The organism is Streptomyces sp. NBC_01546, assembly GCF_045208355.1.
GTDB lineage: Bacteria > Actinomycetota > Actinomycetes > Streptomycetales > Streptomycetaceae > Streptomyces.
On the sequence record NZ_CP109379.1, the window covers coordinates 6,245,425 to 6,268,846 of the forward strand.

The window sequence follows — 23,422 nt, forward strand, 5'->3', positions numbered from 1 at the left end:
TGGCGAAGGGCCCGTCCGGGGCGCGAACCCCGGGCGGGCCTTTCGCGCGTGCGCCAGGCGTGCGTGTGGTTACGCGTGCGGCTACGTGTGCGGGACGAGGAGGGCCGCCGCCGAGCGGGCCCGCTCCAGGGCCCCGGCGCGGTCCGCGCCGCGCTGGCCCAGCACCACCCGGGTGCTCAGCCCGTCCAGCAGCGCGAGCAGTTCCGAGGCCCGGGCGGGGACGTCCATGGGGGCGAAGCGGCCCTGGTCCACGCCCTTGGCCAGCAGAGACTCCAGGTCCTGCTGCCAGCTCTCGTCGATCTCCTCCTGGGCCGCCTTCAGCGGTTCGTTCGAGGCCGTACGGGCCCACAGCTCGATCCACAGCGTCCAGCGCGGGTCGCGCGGACCCTCGGGGAGGTAGAGCTCCAGGAACTGGTCGAGCTTGCGGGCGGCCGTCAGCCTCCGGCCGAGCAGGGCCCGGCGCTCGCCGGTGAGCAGCTCCTCGCTCCAGCGCAGGGCCTCCAGCAGGAGCCGGTCCTTGCTGCCGAAGTAGTACAGGATGTGGCCGCCGCTGGTGCCGAGCCGCTCGGCCAGCGCGGACATGGTGAGCGCCGCCAGCCCGTTCTCGGCGATCGCCGCCATGGCCTCTTCCAGCATCCGCTCCTGGGCGATCCGCCCGTCGCGCCGCCGTGCTGCTCCCGCCACCACTCCCGCCCTCCGGATCTTCCTGGCCAGACCTTATCCCGGACAGGGTCTTGACGGGATCCCGGTGCAGCCCGCATCTTGAATGCCATTCAAGAACTTAGAACGTCGTTCAAGATCGCTCAAGGTCAGGGGTACGTCATGGGACAGCAGGAGACAGCCGACGTCGACGAGGTGTTCCGGGTCGAGACCCACGGGATCGACCCCATCCCCGACGCCGAACGCCACGGCAGCGCCAAGGACCTCTTCTGGCTCTGGTTCGGCTCCAACCTCACCTTCACCTACGTGATCAACGGGGCCCTGGCCGTGGCCTTCGGGCTCTCCTTCTGGCAGGCCGCCGCCGTGGTCGTGATCAGCGGACTGTCCTTCTTCGCCGTCAGCGCCGCCGGGCTCAGCGGCATCCGCACCGGCACCGCCACCCTGGTCATCTCCCGCGCCGCGTTCGGAGTCCGCGGCAACTTCCCGGCCGGCGTCCTCAACTGGGTGGTGAGCATCGGCTACACCATCGTCAACACCGTGGTCGGGACGCTCGCGCTGGAGGTCTTCTTCGCCGAGGTCGGTCTGGGAGGCGGCCACCTGGTACGCGGGCTCGCACTCGGCGTCACCCTCGCGCTGACCTTCGCCGTCGCCATGTGGGGCCACGCCACCGTGCAGTTCGCCGAGCGCTGGATGGCCTACGTCCTCGCCGCCGGCTTCGGCGTGCTGCTGGTCTTCGTCCTGCCCGGCGCCGACACCGCCGCCCCGGCCGCCGCCCCCGGACTGTCCGGCTGGAGCCTGGCCTTCGTCGTCATGCTCGCCGGGCCGTTCTCGTACCTGCCGATGCCCGCCGACTACACCCGCTACCTGCCCCGGACCACCTCCCTGAAGTCGATCACCTGGATGGGAGCCCTCGGCGGCTTCGTCTCCTCCGTGGCCCTCGGCGTCGCGGGCGTCGCCGCCGCCACCCAGACCGACATGACCGACGCCGTCGCCGGGGCCGAGAGCCTGCTGCCCGGCTGGTTCCAGCCGCTGTTCCTGGCCCTCGTACTCGGCGGATCGGTCACCAACTCGATCATCACGCTCTACTCCTCCAGCCTGAACCTGCAGGTCCTCGGCATCCCGTGGAGCCGCGCCCGGGCCATCGTGATCAGCGCCGCCGTCACCGCGCTCGGCTCGCTCGCCGCGCTCTTCCTCACCGACTTCACCACCTCCCTGCTCTCCTTCCTCTCCCTCCTGATCATCGTGTTCGCGCCCTGGGGCGGGGTCTTCCTCGCCGACATGCTGCTGCGCCGCTGCCGCTACGACGCCGACGCGCTGCACACCGGGCGCGAGGGCGCGTACTGGTACCGCGCCGGCTACCACCCGGCCGGGGCGGCCGCCCTGCTCGCCGGCATCGTCTTCGCCGCCCTGACCTGCGACTCCGAGCTGTGGACCGGCCCCCTGGTGGCCCCCCTCGGCGGCGCCGACCTCACCCTCCTCGGCTCGGTCGTCTCCGCGCTCACGTACTGGGCCCTCGTACGCCGCGTCCCGTCGTACGTCCCGGCCGCCTGAACACAACGCCCTACGCAATGGAGCACCCTCACATGGCACGCCGCCCCTTCCCCGCCGACCTGCTGCTGACCGGAGCCCGGATCCACACCGTGGACCCGGAGCTGCCCGAGGCCGAAGCCCTCGCCGTCCATGACGGGGTGATCGTCTGGGTCGGCCGGGACACCGAGGCCGCCGCCTGGGCCGGACCGGACACCGAGCGGATCGACGCGAGCGGGAAGCTGGTGCTGCCCGGCTTCATCGACGCGCACAACCACGTCCGGCTCGGTTCCGACGAAGCCTGCGTGCAACTCGCCGGGGTGCGCAGCCTGGACGGCATCCACGCACGGATCCTGGCCTGGCGGGAGGCCCACCCGGACGCCGGGTGGATCGAGGCCGAAGCCTTCGACTACTCCGCCATCCCCGGCGGACGGATGCCGGACGCCGCCGACCTGGACCCGGTCACCGGGGACATCCCGGCCATCGTGCTCTCGTACGACGTCCACACGGCCTGGCTGAACACGGCGGCCATGCGGCGCCTGGGCGTCACCCGGGACCGTACGGACCTGCCCTTCGGCACGGCGGCGGTGGACCCGGAGACCGGCGAACCCACCGGATTCGTCAAGGACTTCGCCGTCAAGGGGCTCTCGCGGGACGGGCACCGGGCGCTGCGCGAACTGGGCGTGCCGTGGGCCGCGCCGGACCGGCAGTACGGGCGGCTCGCGAAGAGCCTGGACGACGCGATCGGCTTCGGCATCACCACGGTGGTGGAGCCGCAGAACTCGCTCGACGACCTGGAGCTCTACGAACGCGCCCGGGCGGAGGGGCGGCTGCGCTCGCGGATCGTCGCGGCGCTGTTCCACCCGCGCGGCACGGGTGAGTCCGACCTGGCCGACTTCGAGGAGGCGGCCCGCCGGTTCTCCGGGGACCGGCTGCGGGTGGGCCCGCTCAAGCTGTACATCGACGACGTGGTGGAACCGCGGACGGCCGCGCTCCTGGAGCCGTACGCGGGCTGCGGCCACCACCGGGGCGAGACCTTCTACCCGGCCGAGGAGTTCGCGGAGCTCCTCGCCGGGCTGGACGCGCGGGGCTTCCAGTGCTTCGTGCACGCCACGGGAGACCGGGGCATCCGGACCGTCCTTGACGCGGTGGAACACGCGCGGTCGGTGAACGGCCCGCGCGATGCCCGCCACCAGGTGGTGCACGTGGAGTGCCTGGATCCGGCGGACGTGGAGCGCTTCGCGGAACTGGGCGTGGTGGCCTGCATGCAGCCGAGGCACTGCGCACCGGAGATCGCGGGCCCCGGGCAGGACTGGGCCGAGAACGTGGGCGAGGACCGCTGGCACAAGGCGTGGCCGATGCGGAGCCTGCACGAGGCGGGGGCGGTCCTGGCCTTCTCCAGCGACTGGAACGTGGCGGAGATGGACCCGATGATCGGCATCTACACGGCGGTGACCCGCCGCCCCCTGGCCGGCGGCGAGCCGTGGCAGCCGGCCGAGACGGTGGACGTGGAGACGGCGGTGTACGGCTACACGATGGGCTCCGCCTACGCCAACTTCCTCGAGGCCGAGCGGGGTTCCCTCACGGTGGGCAAGGCGGCGGACTTCGTCGTCCTGTCCCGGGACATCCTCTCCGCCCCGGCCTCCGAGATCCCGGGCACGGTCGCCGAAACGGTGGTGGTGGCGGGCGAGGTGGTCCACCGGGCCGCCTGACGTCGCGGGCCGTGGTGATCACGTTTCCGGGTGTTCCTCGGGGGCGAGGAAGCGGCCGGTTGCGCAAGCCGGGAAGGCCCGGGGTGTTCACCGGGTTTCCGTCCCCTCGCCCGCGAACCGGGGGACGGACGGCGAGTCGTCGGGGAGCCCGCTGCCCACGGCGGCTCCCGGCCGGCCCCCGCGGAAGTGCGCGCAGGCGATCGTGATCGCCGAGCCGGCCGCCGCCCAGGCGGCCAGCACCAGCATCGGCCCGGTCATGTCGTTGCCCTTGAAGTACGTGACGGAGCGGGCGGCGTAGGTACCGGCGCCCGGCGGCAGGGCCGGGCCGAGGGCCTTCCAGAACGGCGGCAGCAGCGGGTACGGGTAGGCGCCGCCCGCGCTCGGGTTGCCGAGCACCACGATCAGCAGGATCGCGAGACCGATGCCGACCACGCCCGCCAGCCCCTGGAAGGCCAGGGTGATGGCGCCGACGGCGAAGACGACCAGGGTGCCCAGTCCCCACAAGCCCATGATCGGGCCGGGCAGCGCGCCCAGGACCGGGCCCGCGATGACCGCGCCGAGCAGGCCCGCGGCGATCGCGTACAGGAGCAGCGCGCCGAGCCGGATGACCGCGCGGTGGACGTTGGCGGGCCGGGCACCGGCGCTGATGGCGAGGATCGCGGCACACAGGTAGCCGCCCACGCACCAGCCGACGACCAGGTAGAAGGAGCTCAGGCCGCGGCTGTCGCCCTTGTCGGCCGGGGCCACGTCGGTGACCTGGACGGTCCGCCCCTGGGCCCTCTCCACCGCACGGACGATCTCTTCGACGGCCTGCGAGAGGGAGGCCCCGCCGCCGGAGGCGACCAGCAGCCTGTCGGTCCGGCCGGCCGGGTCGATGATCAGCGCGCCGTCCACGTCCCGGTTCTCGATCAGGCGGATCGCGGCGGCCTCGTCCTCGGCCGTACGGGGGTCGAGCGGCTTGCCGGGCAGGGCGGCGAGCTGCTGTACGGACCGCTCGGCGACCGGTGCGACGGGGGCGGCCACGGCGATCGGGATCTCGCTGGGCTTCGGGTGGTGGAAGGCACCGATGTACGAGGTGATGAACGCGAGCTGGAGGACCAGCACCCCCAGGACCAGCAGGGCTGCCCGGATGGTCACGGCGTCCTTGATCTCGGCGAGGAAGCCGCCGGACGGACCTGCGTCGGTGCTCTCGGTGGGCTGGGTCATGCCCCCCACGCTCGGCGTACGGGGGACGGCGCGCAGCAGGGGTGGGCCGAATGGATGATCTTCCCTGGGGGCACCGCACGGCGGTAGCCGGGGGAGATCGAACAAGTGTTTCGCACGAATATTCGAATTGCTCTATGGTGGATGACGGGGGGAGGTTCATCGAGCGAAAGCAGGAGGCCGCGGGTGCCTGGTTTTACGCATCTGCACACCGTTTCGGGGTTCTCCATGCGCTACGGAGGCTCGCACCCGGAACGGCTGGCGGAACGTGCGGCGGAGCGGGGCATGGACGCCCTCGCCCTGACCGACCGCGACACCCTGGCGGGCGCGGTGCGGTTCGCGAAGGCATCCGCGAAAGCCGGGATCCGGCCCCTGTTCGGGGTGGACCTCGCCGTGGCGACCGCTCCGTCGCCTGTGCCGCCGACCGTGCCACCGGCCGGTTCGCCTGCCGTTTCACCTGCCGGTTCGCACGGGGAGGGACCGGCCGGGGCCGGCGAGGCCTCGTACCGGCGGCGCAACCCCGTCAAGGGGGGTGCCTTCATCGACGAATCCGCTCCGCGCGCGGTCTTCCTGGCCCGCGACGGGGCCGCCGGATGGGCCGAGCTGTGCCGGATGGTCACCGCCGCCCACGCGGATACCGGAACCGGAACCGGAACCGGGGCCGGCCGGCCGGTGCTGCCCTGGAGCGCCCTGCGCGGAGAGGGCGTCCTCGTCCTGCTCGGCCCCGGCTCCGAGGTGGGGCGGGCGCTCGCCGCGGGCCGCCCCGACCGGGCCGCCCGGCTGCTCGCACCCTGGCGGGAGGTCTACGGCGACTCCCTGCGCCTGGAGGCCGTCCACCACGGCCGCACCGGTACCGGACCCGGCTCGCTCCGGCTGGCCGCCCGTACCGTCGGCTTCGCCGCCGAGCAGGGCCTCCCGGCCGTGCTGACCAACGCCGTCCGCTACGCCGACCCCGGCCAGGGCCCGGTCGCCGACATCCTCGACGCGGCCCGCCGGCTGGTCCCCATCGACCCCCGCGGCCCCCTCGACAGCGGCGAACGCTGGCTCAAGGCCCCGGCCGCCATGGCCGAGGCCGCAGACCGGATCGCCCAGGCCGCCGGACTGCGCCCCGCCGACGCGCGGCGCCTGCTCGCGGAGACCCGGCACACGGCCGAGGCCTGCGCGGTGGACCCCGAGGACGACCTCGGCATGGGATCCGTGCACTTCCCCGAGGCCCGCCTCGTCGGCGCGGCCCACCGCAGCGCCCAGCGGGTCCTCGCCTCCCGCGCCTCGGCGGGCATGGTGCTGCGCGGCTACGCGGACGACCGCGCGTACTGGGAGCGGATGCACCACGAGCTCGACATCATCGCCTACCACGGCTACGCCTCGTATTTCCTGACGGTCGCTCAAGTCGTGGATGACGTACGGGAGATGGGTATCCGGGTGGCCGCCCGTGGCTCCGGAGCCGGCTCCCTCGTCAACCATCTGCTCGGCATCGCGCACGCCGACCCCGTCGCGCACGGCCTGCTGATGGAGCGCTTCCTGTCCAAGCGCCGGCGCGTCCTGCCCGACATCGACATCGACGTGGAGTCCGCCCGCCGGCTGGAGGTCTACCGGCGGATCATCGGCCGGTTCGGCGCCGAGCGCGTCGCCACCGTCTCCATGCCCGAGACCTACCGGGTCCGGCACGCCATTCGCGACGTCGGCGCCGCCCTGTCCATGGACCCGGCCGTCACCGACCGGCTCGCCAAGGCCTTCCCGCACATCCGGGCCCGCGACGCCCGCGCCGCACTGGAAGAGCTCCCCGAACTGCGCGACGTACGCGGGGAGTCGTACGGGCGGCTGTGGGAGCTCGTCGAATCGCTCGACGCGCTGCCGCGCGGGATCGCCATGCACCCGTGCGGGGTGCTGCTCTCCGACGCCTCCCTGCTCGCCCGTACCCCCGTGGTGCCCACCAGCGGCGAGGGGTTCCCGATGTCCCAGTTCGACAAGGACGACGTGGAGGAGCTCGGGCTGCTCAAGCTCGACGTGCTCGGCGTACGGATGCAGTCCGCGATGGCCCACGCGGTCGCCGAGATCCGGCGCGGCACGGGGGAGGAGCTCGACCTGGACGACCCGGCGCAGGTGCCGCCGGGCGACCGGGCCACGTACGAACTGATCCGCTCGGCCGAGACGCTGGGCTGCTTCCAGATCGAGTCCCCGGGCCAGCGGGACCTGGTGGGACGGCTCCAGCCGTCGACCTTCCAGGACCTGGTGGTCGACATCTCCCTCTTCCGGCCGGGGCCGGTGGCCGCCGACATGGTGCGGCCGTTCATCGAGGCCCGGCACGGGCGGGCCCCGGTGCGCTTCCCGCACCCGGACCTGGCCGACGCGCTGCGCGAGACGTACGGGGTGGTGGTCTTCCACGAGCAGATCATCGAGATCGTGAACATCATGACCGGCTGCGGACGGGACGAGGCGGACCGGGTGCGGCGCGGGCTGTCCGACCCGCAGTCGCAGGGGCGGATCAAGGTCTGGTTCGCGGCGAAGGCGGGCGAGCGCGGCTATCCGGTGGAGGTGACCGGCCGGGCCTGGGAGATCGTGGAGGCCTTCGGCAGCTACGGATTCTGCAAGGCGCACGCGGTGGCCTTCGCGGTGCCCACCTACCAGTCCGCGTGGCTGAAGGCGCACCACCCGGCGGCCTTCTACGCCGGGCTGCTGACCCACGATCCGGGGATGTATCCGAAGCGGCTGCTGCTGGCGGACGCGCGGCGGAGGGGCGTGCCCGTGCTGCCGCTGGACGTGAACCGGTCGGCGGTCGCCCATCGTATCGAACTGGTGTCCGATCCGGGGGGTGTGTGGGGGCTGCGGCTCGGACTGTCCGATGTCCACGGCATCAGCGAGGCCGAGGCGGGCCGCATCGAGGCCGGGCAGCCGTACGCCTCCCTGCGCGACTTCTGGGACCGGGCGCACCCGGGCCGGCCGGTGGCCGAACGGCTGGCGCAGGTAGGGGCGTTGGACGCCTTCGGTGCCAACCGGCGTGACCTGCTGCTGCACTTGACGGAACTGCACGGCGCGCAGCGGGCGGCCGGTGTACGCGGCCCCCAACTCCCCCTGGAGGGCGGCCGGTCCACGGCCTCCGTCGGGCTGCCCGACCTGACCGACGCGGAGCGGCTCAGCGCCGAGCTGGGCGTCCTCGGCATGGACGCCTCCCGGCACCTGATGGCGGACCACCACGCCTTCCTGGCCGAGCTCGGGGCGATCCCGGCGCGGCGGCTGCGCGATGCCGGGCACGGGCAGACGGTCCTGGTCGCGGGCGCCAAGGCGGCCACCCAGACCCCGCCGATCCGGTCCGGGAAGCGGGTCATCTTCACGACGCTGGACGACGGGACGGGCCTGGTCGACCTGGCCTTCTTCGACGACAGCCACGAGCGGTGCGCGCACACCGTCTTCCACTCCTTCCTGCTGCTGGTACGGGGCGTCGTGCAGCGGCGGGGCCCGCAGAGCCTGAGCGTGGTCGGGGCGGCGGCGTGGAACCTGGCGGAGCTGGTGGAACTGCGCGCGGCCGGCGGGCTGGAGGCGGTCGCGGCGCGGCTGGCCTCCGGCGACGGCGGGACGGACGGCGGGACGGACGGCGCGGCCGAGGGTGGGGCCGAGGGCGCGGCCCAGGCGGGCCCCGGCCGCCGGATCCGCATGTCCACGGGGTACGAGATGAACCCGTGGGCCGACCTCCAGCCGCCGGGCAGCGGCCCCGCGACCGGGCGCAAGCTGTGGCACTCCAGCCCGGGGAGCGCGGGATGAGCACCGTGATGTGCCTGCGGATGCACCCCGCCGACGGGAGGCCGCTCGGGTCCCCGGAGTACGCCGGGGTGCTCGCGCTGCTCGGCGGCATCACCCCGGCCGTGCAGGCCCTGCCGCCCGACGCGGCCCTCGCCGATGTCCGGGCCGCGCTGCGGTACTTCGGCTGCGACGCGGAGCGGCTGGCCGCCGTGATCCGGGTCCGGGCCCTCGCCCTGTACGGCGTGGACGCCGCCGTCGGCGTGGCCGGCAATCCCATGCTGGCCCGGGCGGCGGCCCGCGAGGCCAGGCCCGGGGGGACCCTGGTGATCCCCGACGACCCCGCCGCCGTCCGTGCGTTCCTGGCAGGCAAGCCCGTCACCGCCCTCGACGGCGTCGGCCCCAAGGCCGCCCGCACCCTGTGCTCCTACGGCCTCGACTCCGTCGGCCGGGTCGCCGCCGCCCCGCCCGCCGCCCTGCGGCGGATCCTCGGCGCCCGGCTCGGCCGCGAGGTGCAGGAGCGCGCCCTCGGGATCGACCGGACCCCCGTCCGCCCGGGCGCGGCCGCCCGCGCCATCGCCGCCGAGCGGGCTTTCGACCGGGACGAGCTGGATCCCGTACGGCACCGGCGGGCCCTGCTCTCGCTGGCCGATGAGCTCGGCGCGCAGCTGCGTACGGTTCGTACACAAGAACAGGGCCGGGGCCAGGTCTGCCGCACCCTCTCGCTCACCGTCCGCTGCGCCGACCGCACCACGCTCACGCGGACCCGCACCCTGGCCGAACCCACCGCGCACTCCGCCGCCTTGACCGCCACGGCCTACGCCCTCTACGAGGCCCTCGGCCTGCAACGGGCCCGGGTTCGCGCGCTGTCCCTGCGGGCAGAGGAGCTGACCCCGGCCGAACGGGCCACGCGGCAGCTCAGTCTGGACCCCGAGGACGAGAAGGCCCGGCGCCTGGAGGCCGTCACGGACCGCGTCCGCGCCCGTTTCGGGCCGCACGCCATCGCCCGCGGCACGCTGGCGGCTTGACCGACGGTAGAGGATCGGGCAACGCACGAGTTTTTACCGACGCGTAACTTCCCTGTGTTGCTACTCACCCGTAATTTAGCGACAGCAGCGCCCCCTTGTGATCCGGATCACGGGACGAATCCCCACGCCCCATCCCCTTGAGTCGAACGCAAGGAGATCACACGATGCTGCCCTGGAGACGCCTGCTCCGCCCGCTGGCCGTCCTCGCCCTCACCGCCGCCGCGCTCGTCGCCCCCACCGGCACCGCGCAGGCCGCGTCCGCACCGAGCAGCGGCTGGAACAACTGGTCCTGCAAGCCGTCCGCCGCGCATCCGCGCCCCGTCGTCCTCGTGCACGGCACCTTCGGCAACTCCGTCGACAACTGGCTCGGCTTCGCGCCCTACCTCGTGCACCGCGGGTACTGCGTCTACTCGCTCGACTACGGGCAACTGCCCGGCGTGCCCTTCTTCAACGGGCTCGGACCCATCGACAAGTCCGCCGGGCAGCTCGACGTCTTCGTCGACAAGGTGCTCGCCGCCACCGGCTCCGCCAAGACCGACATCATCGGGCACTCACAGGGCGGCATGATGCCGCGCTACTACCTGAAGTTCCTCGGTGGCGCCGGGAAGGTCAACGCGCTGGTCGGACTCGCCCCCGACAACCACGGCACCACCCTGCTCGGATTCACCAAGCTCCTCCCGTACTTCCCCGGGGCCGAGGACCTGATCAGCACCGCGACCCCCGGCCTCGCCGACCAGATCGCCGGATCCCCCTTCCAGCAGAAGCTGAACGAGGGCGGGGACACCGTGCCCGGGGTGAAGTACACGGTGATCGCCACCAAGTACGACGAGGTGGTGACGCCGTACCGGAGCGCGTTCCTGGACGGGCCGAACGTACGGAACGTCGTACTCCAGGACCTGTGCGTCCTGGACCTCTCGGAACACGTCACCATCGGGCTCACCGACCGGATCGCCTGGCACGAGGCACTGAACGCCCTTGACCCGGCGCACGCCGAACGGACCACCTGCGCCTCGGTCTTCGACTGACGACCGAAAAGGCACAGGCGGTCCGATCGGTGAACCGCGACCTAGCGGCCGTGGCGGCTCGGCGTCGTCGCACGACGGCGGGCCACCGCGAACAGCACGGCCGCACCGACGGCCAGCACGCCGGCCCCGGCGATCGCGATCGCCGGGGTGGCGCTGCTGCCGCCCGTCTCCGCGAGGCTGTTGTTCTGCGGGGATGGGGTCGAGGAGACGGGGGCGGCGGCCGCGTTCCCGTTCGTCTTCGGGTCGTTGTCGCCGTGGCCGTTGTGCTCCACGGTGGACTTGTCGGCGCCGTCGGCGATCTGCTGGTCCGTCGGGGCCGAGGGCGCGTCGGAGGGCGCCTCCGACTGCGCGCCGGACGGCTTGGCCTCGCTGGGCTTGGCACTCGGCTTGGCACTGGGCTTGGTGCTCGGCTTCGTGTCCGAACCGCCGTTGTCCTTGCCGAAGACCACGTCCGAGCAGGTGTAGAAGGCCTCCGGGCTGTCCGAGCGCTGCCAGATGCTGTAGATCAGGTGGCGGCCGGACTTGTTGGGGACCGTCCCGGAGAACACGTAGTCGCCGTTCTGCATCCCCGGGTCGGTGACCTTCGCGAACGGCGCGGGCTCCAGGTCCGACCACTTCAGCGGCTTCGCCGGGTCGTACCCGTCCTTCGTCACGTACAGCTCGAAGGAACCCTTGTGGGGGGCGGTCCCCTTGTAGCGGAAGGTGTGCGCGCCGGCCGTCATCGGGCTCGCGGGCCAGTCGGCGCGCGCCAGGTCCAGGCCCTGGTACTTGTCGTTGCCCGCCGAGCAGAGCTGGCCGTTCGGGATCAGCGACCGGTGGTTGCCGGCCGCGTTGGCGATGTTCACCGCGTTCCAGTCGTAGAACGCCTGCGCCCCGCTCGCCGCGACCGCCGCCTTGCACGCCGCGGACCGTGGGGACTCCGGGCCCTCCGCGTAGCACGCCGCCACCCGGCTGACCGGGTCCGTCATCGAGCCATGGGCGGCCGCGGGAGCGGCGGCGTACGCGGCCACCGCGAGCGGGGCGAGGCCGGCGGAGGCGATACGGGTCAGCGTCACGGTACGGCGGCGTGCGGACATGGGTGGATCTCCTTCGGGCACAAGGCAGGGGTGCGCCAGCGGAATCGGAATCGGGCTCTGTGGCGCCGCCCCCCGGCGGCGCCACATCGGGCCCTTCCTGTCCTGGCCCCGCCAAGCTAGCCGCCCGGACCACGCGTTTCCCCGGGATCGGCCCCCGGAAGGTGATCCTTAGGGTTCGTTTAAGGAACCGCTAAGCGGGGCCTACAGAAACCGCCGCCGGCACCCCGCTAGGCGAGGAGCGCGGGCAGCCCCGCCGGGGTTCTGGCCTGGTCGTCGAGGGCGTCGAGGGCCCGTACGGCCTGGGCGGCCGCCTCCGGGTCGCTCGTGGCGAGCCCGCTCTCGGCGAACTCGTCCTCGTCCAGCCGCAGTACGGAGGACCCGTCCGCGGAGACCCACAGGTCGAGGTCCAGGTCCTCCACGAGGATCTCCCCGCTCCGCACCAGAGCCGGGCGGGTGACGTCGCAGTACCAGCCCTTGAGGACGCCGTCGCCGGTCCACACCTCCTTGACCGCGTACCAGCGGGTCCGCCAGAAGTGCTCGACGAACACGTCGCCCGGCTCGAAGCGCACGAAGCCGAAGTCGCGCACGCCCTCCGCCGCCCAGGGGGCGCGCACCGAGATGCGGTCGCCGTCGTCGGCGACCCGCGCCGCCGGGTAGCGGATCTTGACGCGGCCCGCCTTGGTCAGGACGACGGTCAGCTGCTCGGTCACACTGTCTCCAGTTTCTTCGTGTAGCGCGTCTCGGTCGCGCAGATCTCGTATCCGAACCACGTGTTGATGGCGAGCATCGGCCCGTTCTCGGAGTCGTTGCCGGTGAAGGCCTCCGTGTAGCCGGCCGCGCGGGCCCGGTGCAGGGACGCCGTCTTGGCGAGCTTGGCCAGGCCGCGGCCGCGGAAGGCGCGCAGGGTGCCGGTCATCGCCGAGGCGTAGCGGGTGGCGCCGTCGGTCTGGGCGGCGGTGAAGGCGGCCACGACGCCGTCGACCACGACGACGGTGGTCAGCTCCTTGTCGAGGGACGGGCTGTTCCAGGTGTGCGCGAGCCAGTCCTCGTAGTCGTCGAAGTCGGAGGCCAGATCGCCCGGTTCGTCGTACGTCGTCTCCGCGTCGGCCTCGAAGAGCGGACGCGGGTCGGCGGCGAAGGCGGAGGCGGGCCGCAGCTCGACCCCGGCCGGAAGGGTCTGCGGGAGCGGGGGCAGCGCGGCCGCCGCCAGGTCCAGCCGCAGGAAGTGCGCGGACCGGCTGGGACGGTAGCCGCGCCGGCCGGCGAAGGCGCGGTGGGCGGGCTCGTCGAGGACCCAGGCGTACGTGTCCACCGCGCCCCGGGCGGCGAGGTGCTCCTCGGCCGTGCGGAGCAGCAGGCTGCCGGCGCCGAGGCCGCGGTGCGCGGGGTCGACGTACGCGTTGACGTACGACCGGCCCGGCTCGGGGCTGTCGTAGGCGATGCCGAGCTGGGCGGTGCCGATGACGAGTCCCTCGCCGGTGTGCGCGACGAGGAGGCGGAAGTGCGCGTCGGGGTGGGCCGAGCCGACTTCGAAGGCGACGCCCTCGGCGGTGGTGATCATGAAGGGAAGGGCCGCGCGGCGCACTCGTACGACGGACTCCGCATCCGAAGGATCATCCGGGCGGAGGTCGCGGATCAGAACGGTCATGTGGCCGACGCTACGGGCGCACGCGCGCCCGGCGCCTCCCAATTATCCGGCGATGGGGGACAATCGGGCCCGTGACCTCGACGAACCTGAAGATCACCATCAACGCGGCGGCGGGCTCGGCCGCGCCGTACGAACAGCTGCGCGCGCAGATCGCCGACCGGGCCCGGTCGGGCAGGCTGCCGGCGGGCTTCAAGCTGCCGACGGTACGGGGGCTGGCGGAGGAGCTGGGACTCGCGGCCAACACCGTTGCGAAGGCGTACCGGGCGCTCGAGGCGGACGGGGTGATCGAGACGCGGGGCCGGAACGGGACCTTCGTCGCCGCGGCGGAGGGCGAATCCCGCGAGGCCGCGGCCGCCGCGCAGGCGTTCGCGGACCGGGCCCACCGGCTGGGCCTGACCGAGGCCGAGGCCCTGTCGGCGGCGGCCGACGCGGTCCGGGCCCGGTACGCCGCCCGGTAGTCCCGGACTACAGGTAGAGCCCCGCCTCGGAGGTGTGCGGCTGGGGCGGGAGGACCGCCGCCGGACCCGTGCCGCGGCGCAGCGCGAAGAGCTCGGCCAGGCTCGCGCCCTCGCGGGAGACGCCCTCGTCCGTGCCCAGCCAGTCCACCGCCTCGCGGTGGGTCAGCCGGCCCACCTCGATGCGGGCCAGGCAGCGCCCCGGCCGGACCACCGCGGGGTGGAGCCGCTCGAGGTCCTCGTTCGTCGTGACGCCGACCAGGACGTTGCGGCCCTGTCCCAGCAGACCGTCCGTCAGGTTCAGCAGCCGCGACAGCGCCTGCCCCGCCGTGTGCCGGGCCTCGCCGCGGATCAGCTCGTCGCAGTCCTCCAGCAGCAGCAGCCGCCAGCGGCCCTTCGCCGTGCCCTCCTCCTCGCCGATCGCGATGTCCATCAGGTAGCCCACGTCGTTGAACAGCCGCTCCGGGTCCAGGACGCAGTCCACCTGGCACCAGTCCCGCCAGGAACGCGCCAGCGTGCGCAGCGCCGAGGTCTTGCCGGTGCCCGGCGGACCGTGCAGCAGGAGCAGCCGGCCCGCGATGTCGTCCGGGGTCACCTTCATCAGCCGGTCCATCGCCCCGGCCACCGGCGCCGTGTAGTTGGGCCGGACCTCGGGCCAGGTCCCGGCCGCGATCTGGCGGGTCGTCCGGTACGGGCCCCGGCGCGGGGAGACGTACCAGAACCCCATCGTGACGTTCTCCGGCTGCGGTTCGGGGTCGTCCTGCACCCCTTCCGTGGCCTTGCCGAGCACCCCGGCGGCGAGTTCGTCGCTGACCGCCGTCACGGTGACGTCCGCGCCCCGGCTCCAGCGGGAGACGAGCATGGTCCAGCCCTCGCCCTCGGCGAGGGTGGCGCTGCGGTCGCTGTCGCGCGCCGAGCGCAGCACGGTGGCCTCGGGCGGCAGCATGGTGGCGCCCGGCTTGACCCGGTCGATCGACACGCTGTGCGAGAACGGCTGCTCGCCGGACGCGAACCGGCCGAGGAACAGCGCATCGACGACGTCCGACGGCGAATCGCTGTCGTCGACGTTGAGCCGGATCGGCAGCGCGTCATGCGGGTTGGCTGGCATGGCGCCCATGATCCGGCACACGGTGCCCCCGTGCACCCGTGTTTCGCCGGATCGAGTGGACGGGTTCCCTCCTCAAACGCATCGGGAGTGAAGATTCGGGCAGCAACTCTGCCCCGAATATTCTTGGCATGAACACTTCCAGCCAACCCCGGCTCCTTGTACCACGGACTCAGGAGTAACCCCCACAAGGAGCCGCACACATGAGCATGAGACTGTCGCGCTTCGCTGCCCTCGCCTCCTCCGTCTTATTGGCCGCGGGCGCCGCCCTGTTCGGCGCCGGCCAGGCGGCCGCCGCCGCCCAGGCCGACTTCGGATACGTCGCCCTCGGCGACTCGTACTCCTCCGGCGTCGGCGCCGGCAACTACGACAGCGGGAGCGGCGCTTGCAAGCGCACCACCCGCGCCTACCCGGCCCTGTGGGCCGCCGCCCACGCCCCGCAGACCTTCTCCTTCACCGCGTGCTCGGGCGCCCGTACGGGTGATGTGCTCTCCGGCCAGCTCGCCCCGCTGAACTCCGGCACCGACCTGGTCAGCATCACCATCGGCGGCAACGACGCCGGATTCTCCGACGTCATGACGACCTGTGTGCTCCAGTCCGAGTCCACCTGCGTCAACCGTGTGAACCAGGCCAAGGCGTACGTCGACTCCACCCTCCCCGGCCAGCTCGACCAGGTCTACAACGCCATCGACAGCCGCTCCCCGAACGCCCGTGTCGTCGTCATCGGCTATCCCCGCTTCTACAAGCTGAACGGCACCTGCACCACCGGCCTGACCGAAGGCGAACGCGCCGCCATCAACGGCGCGGCCGACCACCTCAACGCCGCCATCGCCAAGCGCGCCGCCGACCACGGATTCACCTTCGCCTCGGTCGCCGGAGCCTTCACCGGCCACGAGATCTGCTCCGGCAGTGCGTGGCTGCACAGCGTCAACTGGCTCAACATCGGAGAGTCGTACCACCCGACCGCCGCCGGACAGTCCAGCGGCTACCTGCCCGTCTTCACCAACGCCGCCTGACCGGCTAAGGACTGACGGACGGTCCCGCCGTCAAAGCGGCCGGCGGGCTCGGTGACGCACTCGCGCCAGGGGAGGAGGCCCCGCTCGTCGGGGTCTCCTCCTCGCACGTCACGGAGGTGGCGACCCACTGGGTGGCCACCTCGGCGTCCCCCCGCACCTCCAGCCGCACCGCGTCCTCGAAGCCCGCGCCCGGCACGTGCGTGAGCTCGGTGTGCTCCAGCCGCCGGCTCCTCGGCCCGCTCTCCTCGTACGTGAGGGACTGCCAGCCGGGACCGGAGGTCTTCCCGCTCCGCGTGGCCCAGCGGTACTCCAGCCGGGCCGGAGTGCGCTCCACCTCCACGGTGGCGGTGAAGGAGGGCGCGCGCTCCGCGGGCGGCGGGCAGCTGCCGCTGTACGAGGCGCGCACGGTGTCCACGTACACCGAGAGGTGCTGCCCCGGGGTCGCGGAAGCCGAAGCCGAAGCGGAGGCCGAGGCGGACGGGGGTGCGGAAGCAGGCGTGGTGGCGGCCTGGGCGGTGGTCGCCGAGCCCGTCGCCCCGGCTCCGCCGCTGCCGGCGTCCGCGTCCTCCCGGTCCTTCAGCAGCAGCCAGCCCAGGGCGGCCAGCGCCAGCAGCAGCACCACGATCCCGGCGGTGAGCACCGCACCGGCCCGGCCCTCGCGCGGAGCCTGCGCGGGCGTGGGCATCGGCGGCGTGGGCTCCCCGTAAGGCTCCCCGTACGGGGCGGGCCGCGGTTCCTGCCGGTGGTGCCGGGCGACGGCCGTCGGCGAGTCCGGCCCCGACACCGGCCCGCCGGAGGCCCGTACGGCCCCGCCCGCGCCCACCACCCGCAGCATCCGGGTCGCCTCCGCCGCCGGCAGCCGCTCGGCCGGGTCCTTCCGCAGCAGCCCCTCCAGTACGGGCTCCAGCGGCCCGGCCCGGTGCGGTGGCGGCAACTCCGCGTCCACCACGGCCCGCAGCGTGTCCACCGGGGTCGCCTGCCGGAACGGCGAGACCCCCTCGACGGCCGCGTACAGCATGATCCCGAGCGACCAGAGATCCGACTCGGGTCCCGGATCGCGCCCCAACGCCCGCTCCGGCGCGAGGAATTCGGGGGAGCCGACCACCTCGCCGGTCATGGTGATCGCCGATGAGCCCTCCAGGCTCGCGATCCCGAAATCGCTCAGCACCACCCGGCCGTCATTGGCGATCAGCACGTTCGCGGGCTTCACGTCCCGGTGCAGCACCCCCGCCTCGTGCGCGGAGCGCAGCGCGGCCAGCACCTGTTCCCCGAGGTGCGCGGCGCGCTGCGGGGTCATCGGCCCCTCGGCCTCCAGTACGTCGGCCAGCGAGAGCCCGCGCACCAGCTCCATCACGATCCAGGGGCGGCCGTCCTCGGAGGCCACGTCGTAGACCGTGACGACCCCGCGGTGCGACACCCGGGCCGCCGCCCAGGCCTCCCGCTCCAGCCGCCGGTACATCCGCTGGAGTTCGGCGGGCTCCAGTCCGGCGGGCGCCCGTACCTCCTTGACGGCGACCTCGCGGGCCAGCACCTCGTCGCGGGCCCGCCACACGATGCCCATTCCGCCCCGGCCGAGGGGATCCAGCAGGCGGTACCGGCCCGCGATGACACGATCGGGGCTCGATTCCCCGTCCACACCGGCCACATTCCCACTCACACGACCCCCCACGCGTCACGAGGTGATCACTCCAAGTTAGCGCAGTGCGCGCGAAGTGGCTCCTGTCGTGACGTGACTCGCATCCAGGTCCTCCCGAACCGGTATGCCTGTGCGGAGAGTGACTGTCGACTCCGCTGAGTAATCGTCAACTCCCCGTAGTGGTAGGGGTAATTCACACCACCGGGATACCCGAGCGCGACGCGGGGACGATAGGGTTAACCTGCCCGGGCCGGGTGCCCTCGTACGGGTGGGGAGAGAACATGGAACAGATAGCAATGCGCAGCAGGCCGCCTCGCGTGCCTGCCATCACTTGCGGCAGCAGCGCGACCAGCTCGCGCCTCGACCGCCATCTCGCCGTGCTGGGCGGACCTGCCGTCCCGCACCGGGAGAGCGCCGAGGCGACCCTGCTGATGCGCGAGCTCACCTCCCGCGACCACACGCACCGCCTGCGGAGCCGGAGCGCGCGCGTCGCGCTCTTCGCGCCGCTGCGCCGTCTGCGTCGCACGCTCTTCGGCAGCCGCCGCTCGTAACAGTCCCCGTACCGCAGCCGTTCCTCCGGCTCGGTTCCGTCTCCGGCTCCCCGGCCCTACGCCACCACACCTTCCCGGCGCAGTTCCGAGATCTGCGCGTCCGTCATCCCCAGGGCGCGCAGCAGGGTCTCGGTGTGTTCACCCAGCGCGGGCACCGCACCCATGTGCGGTGCCGCGCCGCCCGGCAGTCCGATCGGCGGGAGCAGGGCCCGCAGCGGACCGGCCGGTGATCCCACCTCCCGCCAGCGGTCCCGGGCCGCGAGCTGCGGGTGGGCGGCCAGCTGGGCCACCGAGTTCAGCCGCGCGCAGGCGATGCCCGCCGCCTCCAGCCGACCGATCGCCTCGTCCGCGCCCAGCCGGCTCAGGGCCTGCGCCACCACCGCGTCGGTCTTCTCCCGGTTGCCGGTGCGCGCCGCGTTCGTCGCGTACCCCGGATCCTCGGCCAACTCGGGCCGCTCCAGCACCTGTTGCGCGAGGCGCCGCCACTCCCGGTCGTTCTGCACCGACAGCAGCACCCGGTCCCCGTCGGCCGTGGCGTAGGCGTCGTAGGGCGCGATCACCGCGTGCGCGAGACCGGTCCGTACGGGCTGCTCGCCGCCGTGCATGGTGTGGTGCAGCGGATGCCCCATCCACTCGGCGAGCGCGTCCAGCATGGACACCTCCACCCTGCCTCCGCGCCCGGTGACACCGCGGCGCAGCAGGGCCGCGAGCACCCCCGAGAAGGCGTACATGGCCGCGGCGATGTCCGCTGCCGGGATCCCCGCCTTGACGGGCTGCTCGGGGGTGCCGGTCACCGAGACCAGGCCCGCCTCGCACTGCACGAGCATGTCGTAGGCGCGCTTGTGGGCGTACGGACCCTCGGCGCCGTAGCCGGAGACGTCCACGGCGACCAGCCGCGGGTAACGCGCGCACAGCGCGGCCGAGTCGATCCCGAGCCGGGCCGCCGCCCCCTGCGCGAGGTTCTGTACGAAGACGTCGGCGCCGGTCAGCAGGGAGTGCAGGATCTCCCGGCCGCGCGGGTCCTTCAGGTCGAGCGCGAGCGACTCCTTGCCGCGGTTGGCCCACACGAAGTGCGAGGCGAGGCCGTGCGCGGTGGTGTCGTAGGCGCGCGCGAAGTCGCCGCCGTCGGGGCGCTCGACCTTGATCACCCGGGCGCCGAGGTCGGCGAGCTGGCGGGTGGCGAAGGGGGCCGAGACGGCCTGTTCGACGGCGACGACGGTGATGCCGGCGAGGGGAAGGGGCTCGGGTGAGGGTGCGGCGCTTTCGGTGTCCATGGCACCGATGCCTATCCCGTTCCGCCCTGTCCTGTCACCCCCCTCTCGGACCTCAGGGTGCGAGGCCGCGCGCGAATCGGCGCGTGGCCAGCGGCGCGAAGAGCGCGAGGAGGACGAGCGACCATACGACGGCCCCGGCGACCGGGTGGGCGGCGGGCCAGGCGGCACCCGCCGCCGCCTCGGCCCCGGCGTTGCCGCACAGCTCGCGCACGGCGGTCGCGACGGCGCTGATCGGGTTCCACTCGGCGACCGTACGGAGCCACGCGGGGAGCCCGGCGGTCGGCAGGTACGCGCTGGACAGCATCGGCAGGACGAAGGTGGCGCCGCCGAGCTGGCCGGCCGCCTCCTCGCTCTTGCTCAGCAGGCCGAGGTACGTCCCGACCCACGCGGTGGCGAAGCGGAACAGCAGCAGCAGGCCGAAGGCCCCCAGCGCGCCCGGCAGGCCGTTCTCGATGCGCCAGCCCATCGCCAGCCCCACCAGCATCAGCGGCACCATGGAGACCGCGGTGGTGAGCAGATCGGCGGCGGTCTGCCCGAGCGGCACGGCGCTGCGGCTCATCGGCAGCGTCCGGAACCGGTCCATCACCCCGCGGTGGGCGTCCTGCGCGGCGGTGAACATGCCGGTCATCAGCCCGTTCGCGGCGGTCGCGGCGAGCAGTCCGGGGACCAGGAACTCGCGGTACTCGGCGCCCGGCATGGCGAGCGCGCTGCCGAAGACGTAGCCGAAGAACAGCAGCATGGTGATCGGCATGGTCTGGGTGAGGATCGGCAGCGCGGGGGCGTGCCGGGCCTTCTGGAGCTGGCGGGTGAGAACGGCTCCGCCGTCGGACAGCAGGGTGCTCATGCGGCGTGCTCCTTCTGGGCGGTGGGCGTGGGGATCCGGGTGAGGCGCAGGAACACCTCGTCGAGGGTGGGCGGACGCAGGCTCGCGTCGGTAACCGGGACCCCGGCCGTGTCGAGCTCGCGGATGATCCGGGGCAGGGTGAGCCCGGTGTCGAGCACGGTGACGCCGACGGTCAGCCGTTCCCCGTCGAGCACCGGCCGGCCGCCGGTGAGCTGGTCCAGTACGGCGGCGGCGCCGGGGAGGGCCTCGCGCGCGGCGACGGTGACCTCGGCGTAGGCGCCGATCCGGGCCTTCAGCTCCGCCGGGGTGCCCGTGGCGACCGCCCGGCCCTGGTCGACGACCACGATGTCGTCGGCCAGCCGGTCGGCCTCCTCCAGGTACTGGGTGGTCAGCAGCACGGTGGTGCCTTCGTTGGCGAGCGCCCGTACCGCGGCCCAGATCTGCTCGCGCGCCGCCGGGTCGAGGCCGGTGGTCGGCTCGTCGAGGAAGAGCACGCGGGGGCGGGTGATCAGCCCGGCCGCCAGGTCCAGGCGCCGCTTCATGCCGCCCGACCAGGTGCCTGCGACCCGGTCGGCGGCCTCGCCGAGCCCGAAGCGCTCCAGCAGTTCGCCGGCGCGCTCGCGGCCCGCGGAGCCGCGCAGTCCGGCGAGGCGGGCGAAGAGCCGCAGGTTCTCGCGGCCCGTCAGATCCCCGTCGACGGAGGCGTACTGGCCGGTGACCCCGATGGCGCGGCGGACGGCCGCGGGGTCGCGGGTGACGTCGTGGCCGGCCACGAGGGCGCGGCCGCCGGTGGGTGCGGTGAGGGTGGTGAGGATCCGGACGGCGGTGGTCTTGCCCGCGCCGTTGGGGCCGAGGAGACCGCAGACCGTGCCCTCGGGCACGGCGAGGTCGAGGCCGCGCAGGGCGTGGACCTGCCCGTAGTTCTTCTCCAGACCCTCACTAAGTACAGCGTACGTAGTTGTCATGTGCGACACCGTACCTCACTACGTACGGTGTACGTAACTAAGATGGTGGCGAGACGACGAGGTGATCTGAGCGATGACAGCCGGCGGGCGACCCGCTGAACCCGAAGTGATCTGGTCCCGCCCCCAGCGGGCCGGCCGTGGACCGAGGCCCGCGCACAGCCGAGAGTCGATCGCCGCCGAGGCGGTGCGGATCGCCGACGAGGAGGGGATCGAGGCCGTTTCCATGCGGCGCGTGGCCGCCGGGATCGGCGCGGGGACCATGTCCCTCTACAACTACGTGCCGCGCAAGGAGGACCTGTACGAGCTGATGGTCGACGCGGTCAGCGGGGAGTACGAGTTCACCCCGCCGACCGGCGACTGGCGGGCCGACCTGCTCGCGCTGGCCCGCCAGACGCGGGCGCTGATGCACCGCCACGCGTGGCTGCCGCGGCTGCTCAGCCCCGTCTACGGCTTCGGCCCGAACGCCCTGCGCTACCTGGAGTACAGCCTGGACTGCCTGGCGCCGCTGGACGTGCCGGACACCGAGAAGCTCGAGCTCGTCGCCGCGATCAACGGCACCGTCGCGACGTACGTGGCGGGCGAACTGGCGCTGGCCGAGCGGGCCCGGTCGCTGCCCTGGAGCGAGGCGGAGGAACAGGGCGTACGGGCGGCCTGGCTCGGCTCCCGGCTGGCCACGGGGCAGTACCCGCGGCTGGCGGCGGCCCTCACGGGCGGCGGCCCCGTCCCCGGTGCGGGGCTGGACATGGCCGCCGTCTTCGACCGTTCGGTGTCGCGGCTGCTGGGTGCCTGGAGTCCGTAAGGCCGTTCACGGAGGCCGTTCAGAGGAGCGCGAACTGGCCGCCCGGGCCCTCCTCCTGGTGGTCCAGGACCGAGGCCGGGCGCCTGGCCCAGCGCGGCGGCGGCAGCACCCCGGCCGCGCGCAGTTCGCCCGCGGACAGCCCGGGGCCGGGCTCGAACGCGGCCCGCTCCGGGGCCAGATCGGCCAGCAGTGCCAAGGTCGTGACCAGGGCCAGCAGCTCCGAGGTCCAGGCCTGGGGCCACTCGGCCGGACCCAGCGCCTCCAGCCCGTCGGCGGCCGGGTCGCGGTGCGCGCTGCGGGCGGCGAACCACGACTCCAGCACCCGCACGCCCTGGACCTCGTACTCCCACGCACCGGGCGGTACGGGGGACACGGTCCCGCCGCCGAGGCCCAGCGTCTCGCTCGCGGCGTCGTACGCGACCTCGTGCGGCCATGCCGTGACCGCCGAGCGGACGTACGGACGGCGCCCGCCGGGCAGCCGCGGCGGCTCGCCCCCGCGGGCCCCGCGCAGCTGGACCGTGAGCAGCCGGTGCCCCAGCTCCAGCCCGGCCCGCCAGCGCGCGGGATCGGCTGCGAGGGGAACCTCGTACCCCTGCGGCCCCGGGCGGCCCGCCGCGAGGATCCAGCACAGTACGTCCTCGGGGGTGACCCAGCCGCCGTAGCGCTCGCCCAGCAGCGGCAGCAGGCCGGGGGCGAGATTGGGCTCGGCGCCGCCGGGGCGCCGGTGCAGCGGGCGGATCCGGCCGAGCCGGCCGGCCGGGAGGTGCGCGGTGACCAGCGCGTCCGGCGTCTCCACGAGGAACAGCTGATGCTCGTCCAGGACCCGCCAGAGCTCGGGGCGGGCCGTGTCGATGAGCCGCTGGTCGGGCAGCAGCCACTGCTCGTCGAAGGGCTCGCGGAGCACCCGCACGGGGTCGGGGCAGGGGCCGGGCTCATCGGTGAAACGGGCGGTCGCCGCCGAGCGCTGGCCGGGCAGGGCGGCGGCCCCGGCGGCGGGCGTACGGCTGCGGCTCGGGCGGAACAGCCGGTCCCGTTCCGCTCCTTCGGCGCCGGTCAGGGCTGCCCAGCGGGCGCGCAGGGCCGCCGGATCGGGCGCGGCCACCCAGTCCCGGCCCAGGCGCAGGCCGCCCACGGCCCAGGGCATCAGATCGTCCAGCAGCAGG

20 protein-coding genes are annotated in these 23,422 nt (G+C 73.5%); 9 read left to right on the forward strand and 11 right to left on the reverse strand.

What is annotated here, in order from left to right:
- Positions 1-81: 81 nt before the first annotated feature.
- Positions 82-684 carry a TetR/AcrR family transcriptional regulator gene (locus OHA89_RS28605; RefSeq protein WP_257556965.1) on the reverse strand — a complete coding sequence of 201 codons (603 nt, stop codon included), beginning with the start codon at positions 682-684 and terminating at the stop codon, positions 82-84.
- A gap of 138 nt (positions 685-822) precedes the next feature.
- On the opposite strand from OHA89_RS28605, the gene OHA89_RS28610 reads away from it, so the two are divergent.
- Both OHA89_RS28610 and OHA89_RS28615 read left to right on the forward strand, forming a co-directional pair.
- Complete coding sequence (locus OHA89_RS28610; RefSeq protein WP_266610558.1) at positions 823-2,211, forward strand: cytosine permease; 1,389 nt, start codon at positions 823-825, stop codon at positions 2,209-2,211.
- 32 nt (positions 2,212-2,243) lie between these two features.
- Entirely contained in the window at positions 2,244-3,899 is a 1,656-nt protein-coding gene (locus tag OHA89_RS28615) for an amidohydrolase (protein WP_266610559.1), read from the forward strand.
- 87 nt (positions 3,900-3,986) lie between these two features.
- Here OHA89_RS28615 and OHA89_RS28620 read toward each other — a convergent pair whose 3' ends face one another.
- Complete coding sequence (locus tag OHA89_RS28620) at positions 3,987-5,105, reverse strand: DUF3533 domain-containing protein (protein ID WP_406367416.1); 1,119 nt, start codon at positions 5,103-5,105, stop codon at positions 3,987-3,989.
- 183 nt (positions 5,106-5,288) lie between these two features.
- Here OHA89_RS28620 and OHA89_RS28625 point away from each other — a divergent pair, with 183 nt between their 5' ends.
- The 3 genes from OHA89_RS28625 to OHA89_RS28635 all read left to right on the forward strand — a co-directional run bounded on the left by OHA89_RS28625 (position 5,289) and on the right by OHA89_RS28635 (position 10,890).
- On the forward strand, positions 5,289-8,861 hold the full coding sequence (locus OHA89_RS28625; RefSeq protein WP_266610562.1) for a DNA polymerase III subunit alpha: 3,573 nt from the start codon (positions 5,289-5,291) through the stop codon (positions 8,859-8,861).
- The gene (locus tag OHA89_RS28630; protein ID WP_406367417.1) at positions 8,858-9,865 is read left to right on the forward strand and encodes a hypothetical protein; all 1,008 of its coding nucleotides are present in this window, start codon (positions 8,858-8,860) and stop codon (positions 9,863-9,865) included. The genes OHA89_RS28625 and OHA89_RS28630 overlap by 4 nt, the downstream gene beginning before the upstream one ends.
- A gap of 164 nt (positions 9,866-10,029) precedes the next feature.
- Complete coding sequence (locus OHA89_RS28635) at positions 10,030-10,890, forward strand: triacylglycerol lipase (protein ID WP_257556969.1); 861 nt, start codon at positions 10,030-10,032, stop codon at positions 10,888-10,890.
- 41 nt (positions 10,891-10,931) lie between these two features.
- Here the strand turns inward: OHA89_RS28635 and OHA89_RS28640 are convergent, their stop codons facing one another.
- The 3 genes from OHA89_RS28640 to OHA89_RS28650 form a co-directional block, all read right to left on the reverse strand.
- Positions 10,932-11,966 (reverse strand): lytic polysaccharide monooxygenase, encoded by a 1,035-nt coding sequence (locus OHA89_RS28640; protein WP_266610564.1) that lies wholly within the window; start codon positions 11,964-11,966, stop codon positions 10,932-10,934.
- 227 nt (positions 11,967-12,193) lie between these two features.
- The gene (locus tag OHA89_RS28645) at positions 12,194-12,676 is read right to left on the reverse strand and encodes a DUF402 domain-containing protein (RefSeq protein WP_215147274.1); all 483 of its coding nucleotides are present in this window, start codon (positions 12,674-12,676) and stop codon (positions 12,194-12,196) included.
- Positions 12,673-13,614: a GNAT family N-acetyltransferase gene (locus OHA89_RS28650; RefSeq protein ID WP_266610567.1), complete on the reverse strand. Its 942-nt coding sequence runs from the start codon at positions 13,612-13,614 to the stop codon at positions 12,673-12,675. The genes OHA89_RS28645 and OHA89_RS28650 overlap by 4 nt, the downstream gene beginning before the upstream one ends.
- Before the next feature lie 71 nt (positions 13,615-13,685).
- Here OHA89_RS28650 and OHA89_RS28655 point away from each other — a divergent pair, with 71 nt between their 5' ends.
- Entirely contained in the window at positions 13,686-14,072 is a 387-nt protein-coding gene (locus tag OHA89_RS28655; protein ID WP_257556972.1) for a GntR family transcriptional regulator, read from the forward strand.
- Between the two features lie 7 nt (positions 14,073-14,079).
- Here the strand turns inward: OHA89_RS28655 and OHA89_RS28660 are convergent, their stop codons facing one another.
- Positions 14,080-15,177 carry a DUF5925 domain-containing protein gene (locus OHA89_RS28660; RefSeq protein ID WP_215147270.1) on the reverse strand — a complete coding sequence of 366 codons (1,098 nt, stop codon included), beginning with the start codon at positions 15,175-15,177 and terminating at the stop codon, positions 14,080-14,082.
- 206 nt (positions 15,178-15,383) lie between these two features.
- On the opposite strand from OHA89_RS28660, the gene OHA89_RS28665 reads away from it, so the two are divergent.
- Positions 15,384-16,190, forward strand: a complete 807-nt coding sequence (locus OHA89_RS28665) for an SGNH/GDSL hydrolase family protein (protein WP_257559498.1) — start codon at positions 15,384-15,386, stop codon at positions 16,188-16,190.
- A gap of 4 nt (positions 16,191-16,194) precedes the next feature.
- Here the strand turns inward: OHA89_RS28665 and OHA89_RS28670 are convergent, their stop codons facing one another.
- Positions 16,195-17,847, reverse strand: coding sequence for a serine/threonine-protein kinase (locus OHA89_RS28670; RefSeq protein WP_266610570.1), 1,653 nt, complete (start codon positions 17,845-17,847; stop codon positions 16,195-16,197).
- A gap of 260 nt (positions 17,848-18,107) precedes the next feature.
- Here OHA89_RS28670 and OHA89_RS28675 point away from each other — a divergent pair, with 260 nt between their 5' ends.
- The gene (locus OHA89_RS28675) at positions 18,108-18,377 is read left to right on the forward strand and encodes a hypothetical protein (protein WP_215147268.1); all 270 of its coding nucleotides are present in this window, start codon (positions 18,108-18,110) and stop codon (positions 18,375-18,377) included.
- Between the two features lie 56 nt (positions 18,378-18,433).
- Here OHA89_RS28675 and OHA89_RS28680 read toward each other — a convergent pair whose 3' ends face one another.
- From OHA89_RS28680 to OHA89_RS28690, 3 genes are read right to left on the reverse strand one after another with little or no spacing between them, the layout of a single operon-like run.
- Positions 18,434-19,651: a CaiB/BaiF CoA-transferase family protein gene (locus OHA89_RS28680; protein WP_266610572.1), complete on the reverse strand. Its 1,218-nt coding sequence runs from the start codon at positions 19,649-19,651 to the stop codon at positions 18,434-18,436.
- Between the two features lie 52 nt (positions 19,652-19,703).
- Positions 19,704-20,495, reverse strand: a complete 792-nt coding sequence (locus OHA89_RS28685) for an ABC transporter permease (RefSeq protein ID WP_266610574.1) — start codon at positions 20,493-20,495, stop codon at positions 19,704-19,706.
- Entirely contained in the window at positions 20,492-21,460 is a 969-nt protein-coding gene (locus tag OHA89_RS28690) for an ATP-binding cassette domain-containing protein (RefSeq protein ID WP_266610576.1), read from the reverse strand. Before OHA89_RS28690 ends, OHA89_RS28685 begins: the two co-directional genes overlap by 4 nt.
- Positions 21,461-21,533: 73 nt before the next feature.
- Between OHA89_RS28690 and OHA89_RS28695 the strand changes: the two genes are divergently transcribed.
- Complete coding sequence (locus OHA89_RS28695) at positions 21,534-22,259, forward strand: TetR/AcrR family transcriptional regulator (protein ID WP_215147261.1); 726 nt, start codon at positions 21,534-21,536, stop codon at positions 22,257-22,259.
- A 19-nt stretch (positions 22,260-22,278) separates the two neighbouring features.
- Here OHA89_RS28695 and OHA89_RS28700 read toward each other — a convergent pair whose 3' ends face one another.
- Positions 22,279-23,403, reverse strand: a complete 1,125-nt coding sequence (locus tag OHA89_RS28700; RefSeq protein ID WP_406368623.1) for a type ISP restriction/modification enzyme — start codon at positions 23,401-23,403, stop codon at positions 22,279-22,281.
- Positions 23,404-23,422 lie beyond the last annotated feature (19 nt).

Bases quoted from the DNA above. Each gene is read 5' to 3' on its own strand.
- OHA89_RS28610 (WP_266610558.1), top strand. From the start codon at position 823: ATGGGACAGCAGGAGACAGCCGACGTCGACGAGGTGTTCCGGGTCGAG.
- OHA89_RS28615 (WP_266610559.1), top strand. From the start codon at position 2,244: ATGGCACGCCGCCCCTTCCCCGCCGACCTGCTGCTGACCGGAGCCCGG.
- OHA89_RS28620 (WP_406367416.1), bottom strand. From the start codon at position 5,105: ATGACCCAGCCCACCGAGAGCACCGACGCAGGTCCGTCCGGCGGCTTC.
- OHA89_RS28630 (WP_406367417.1), top strand. From the start codon at position 8,858: ATGAGCACCGTGATGTGCCTGCGGATGCACCCCGCCGACGGGAGGCCG.
- OHA89_RS28635 (WP_257556969.1), top strand. From the start codon at position 10,030: ATGCTGCCCTGGAGACGCCTGCTCCGCCCGCTGGCCGTCCTCGCCCTC.
- OHA89_RS28640 (WP_266610564.1), bottom strand. From the start codon at position 11,966: ATGTCCGCACGCCGCCGTACCGTGACGCTGACCCGTATCGCCTCCGCC.
- OHA89_RS28650 (WP_266610567.1), bottom strand. From the start codon at position 13,614: ATGACCGTTCTGATCCGCGACCTCCGCCCGGATGATCCTTCGGATGCG.
- OHA89_RS28660 (WP_215147270.1), bottom strand. From the start codon at position 15,177: ATGCCAGCCAACCCGCATGACGCGCTGCCGATCCGGCTCAACGTCGAC.
- OHA89_RS28665 (WP_257559498.1), top strand. From the start codon at position 15,384: ATGAGACTGTCGCGCTTCGCTGCCCTCGCCTCCTCCGTCTTATTGGCC.
- OHA89_RS28675 (WP_215147268.1), top strand. From the start codon at position 18,108: ATGGAACAGATAGCAATGCGCAGCAGGCCGCCTCGCGTGCCTGCCATC.
- OHA89_RS28680 (WP_266610572.1), bottom strand. From the start codon at position 19,651: ATGGACACCGAAAGCGCCGCACCCTCACCCGAGCCCCTTCCCCTCGCC.
- OHA89_RS28685 (WP_266610574.1), bottom strand. From the start codon at position 20,495: ATGAGCACCCTGCTGTCCGACGGCGGAGCCGTTCTCACCCGCCAGCTC.
- OHA89_RS28690 (WP_266610576.1), bottom strand. From the start codon at position 21,460: ATGACAACTACGTACGCTGTACTTAGTGAGGGTCTGGAGAAGAACTAC.
- OHA89_RS28695 (WP_215147261.1), top strand. From the start codon at position 21,534: ATGACAGCCGGCGGGCGACCCGCTGAACCCGAAGTGATCTGGTCCCGC.
- OHA89_RS28700 (WP_406368623.1), bottom strand. From the start codon at position 23,403: ATGCCCTGGGCCGTGGGCGGCCTGCGCCTGGGCCGGGACTGGGTGGCC.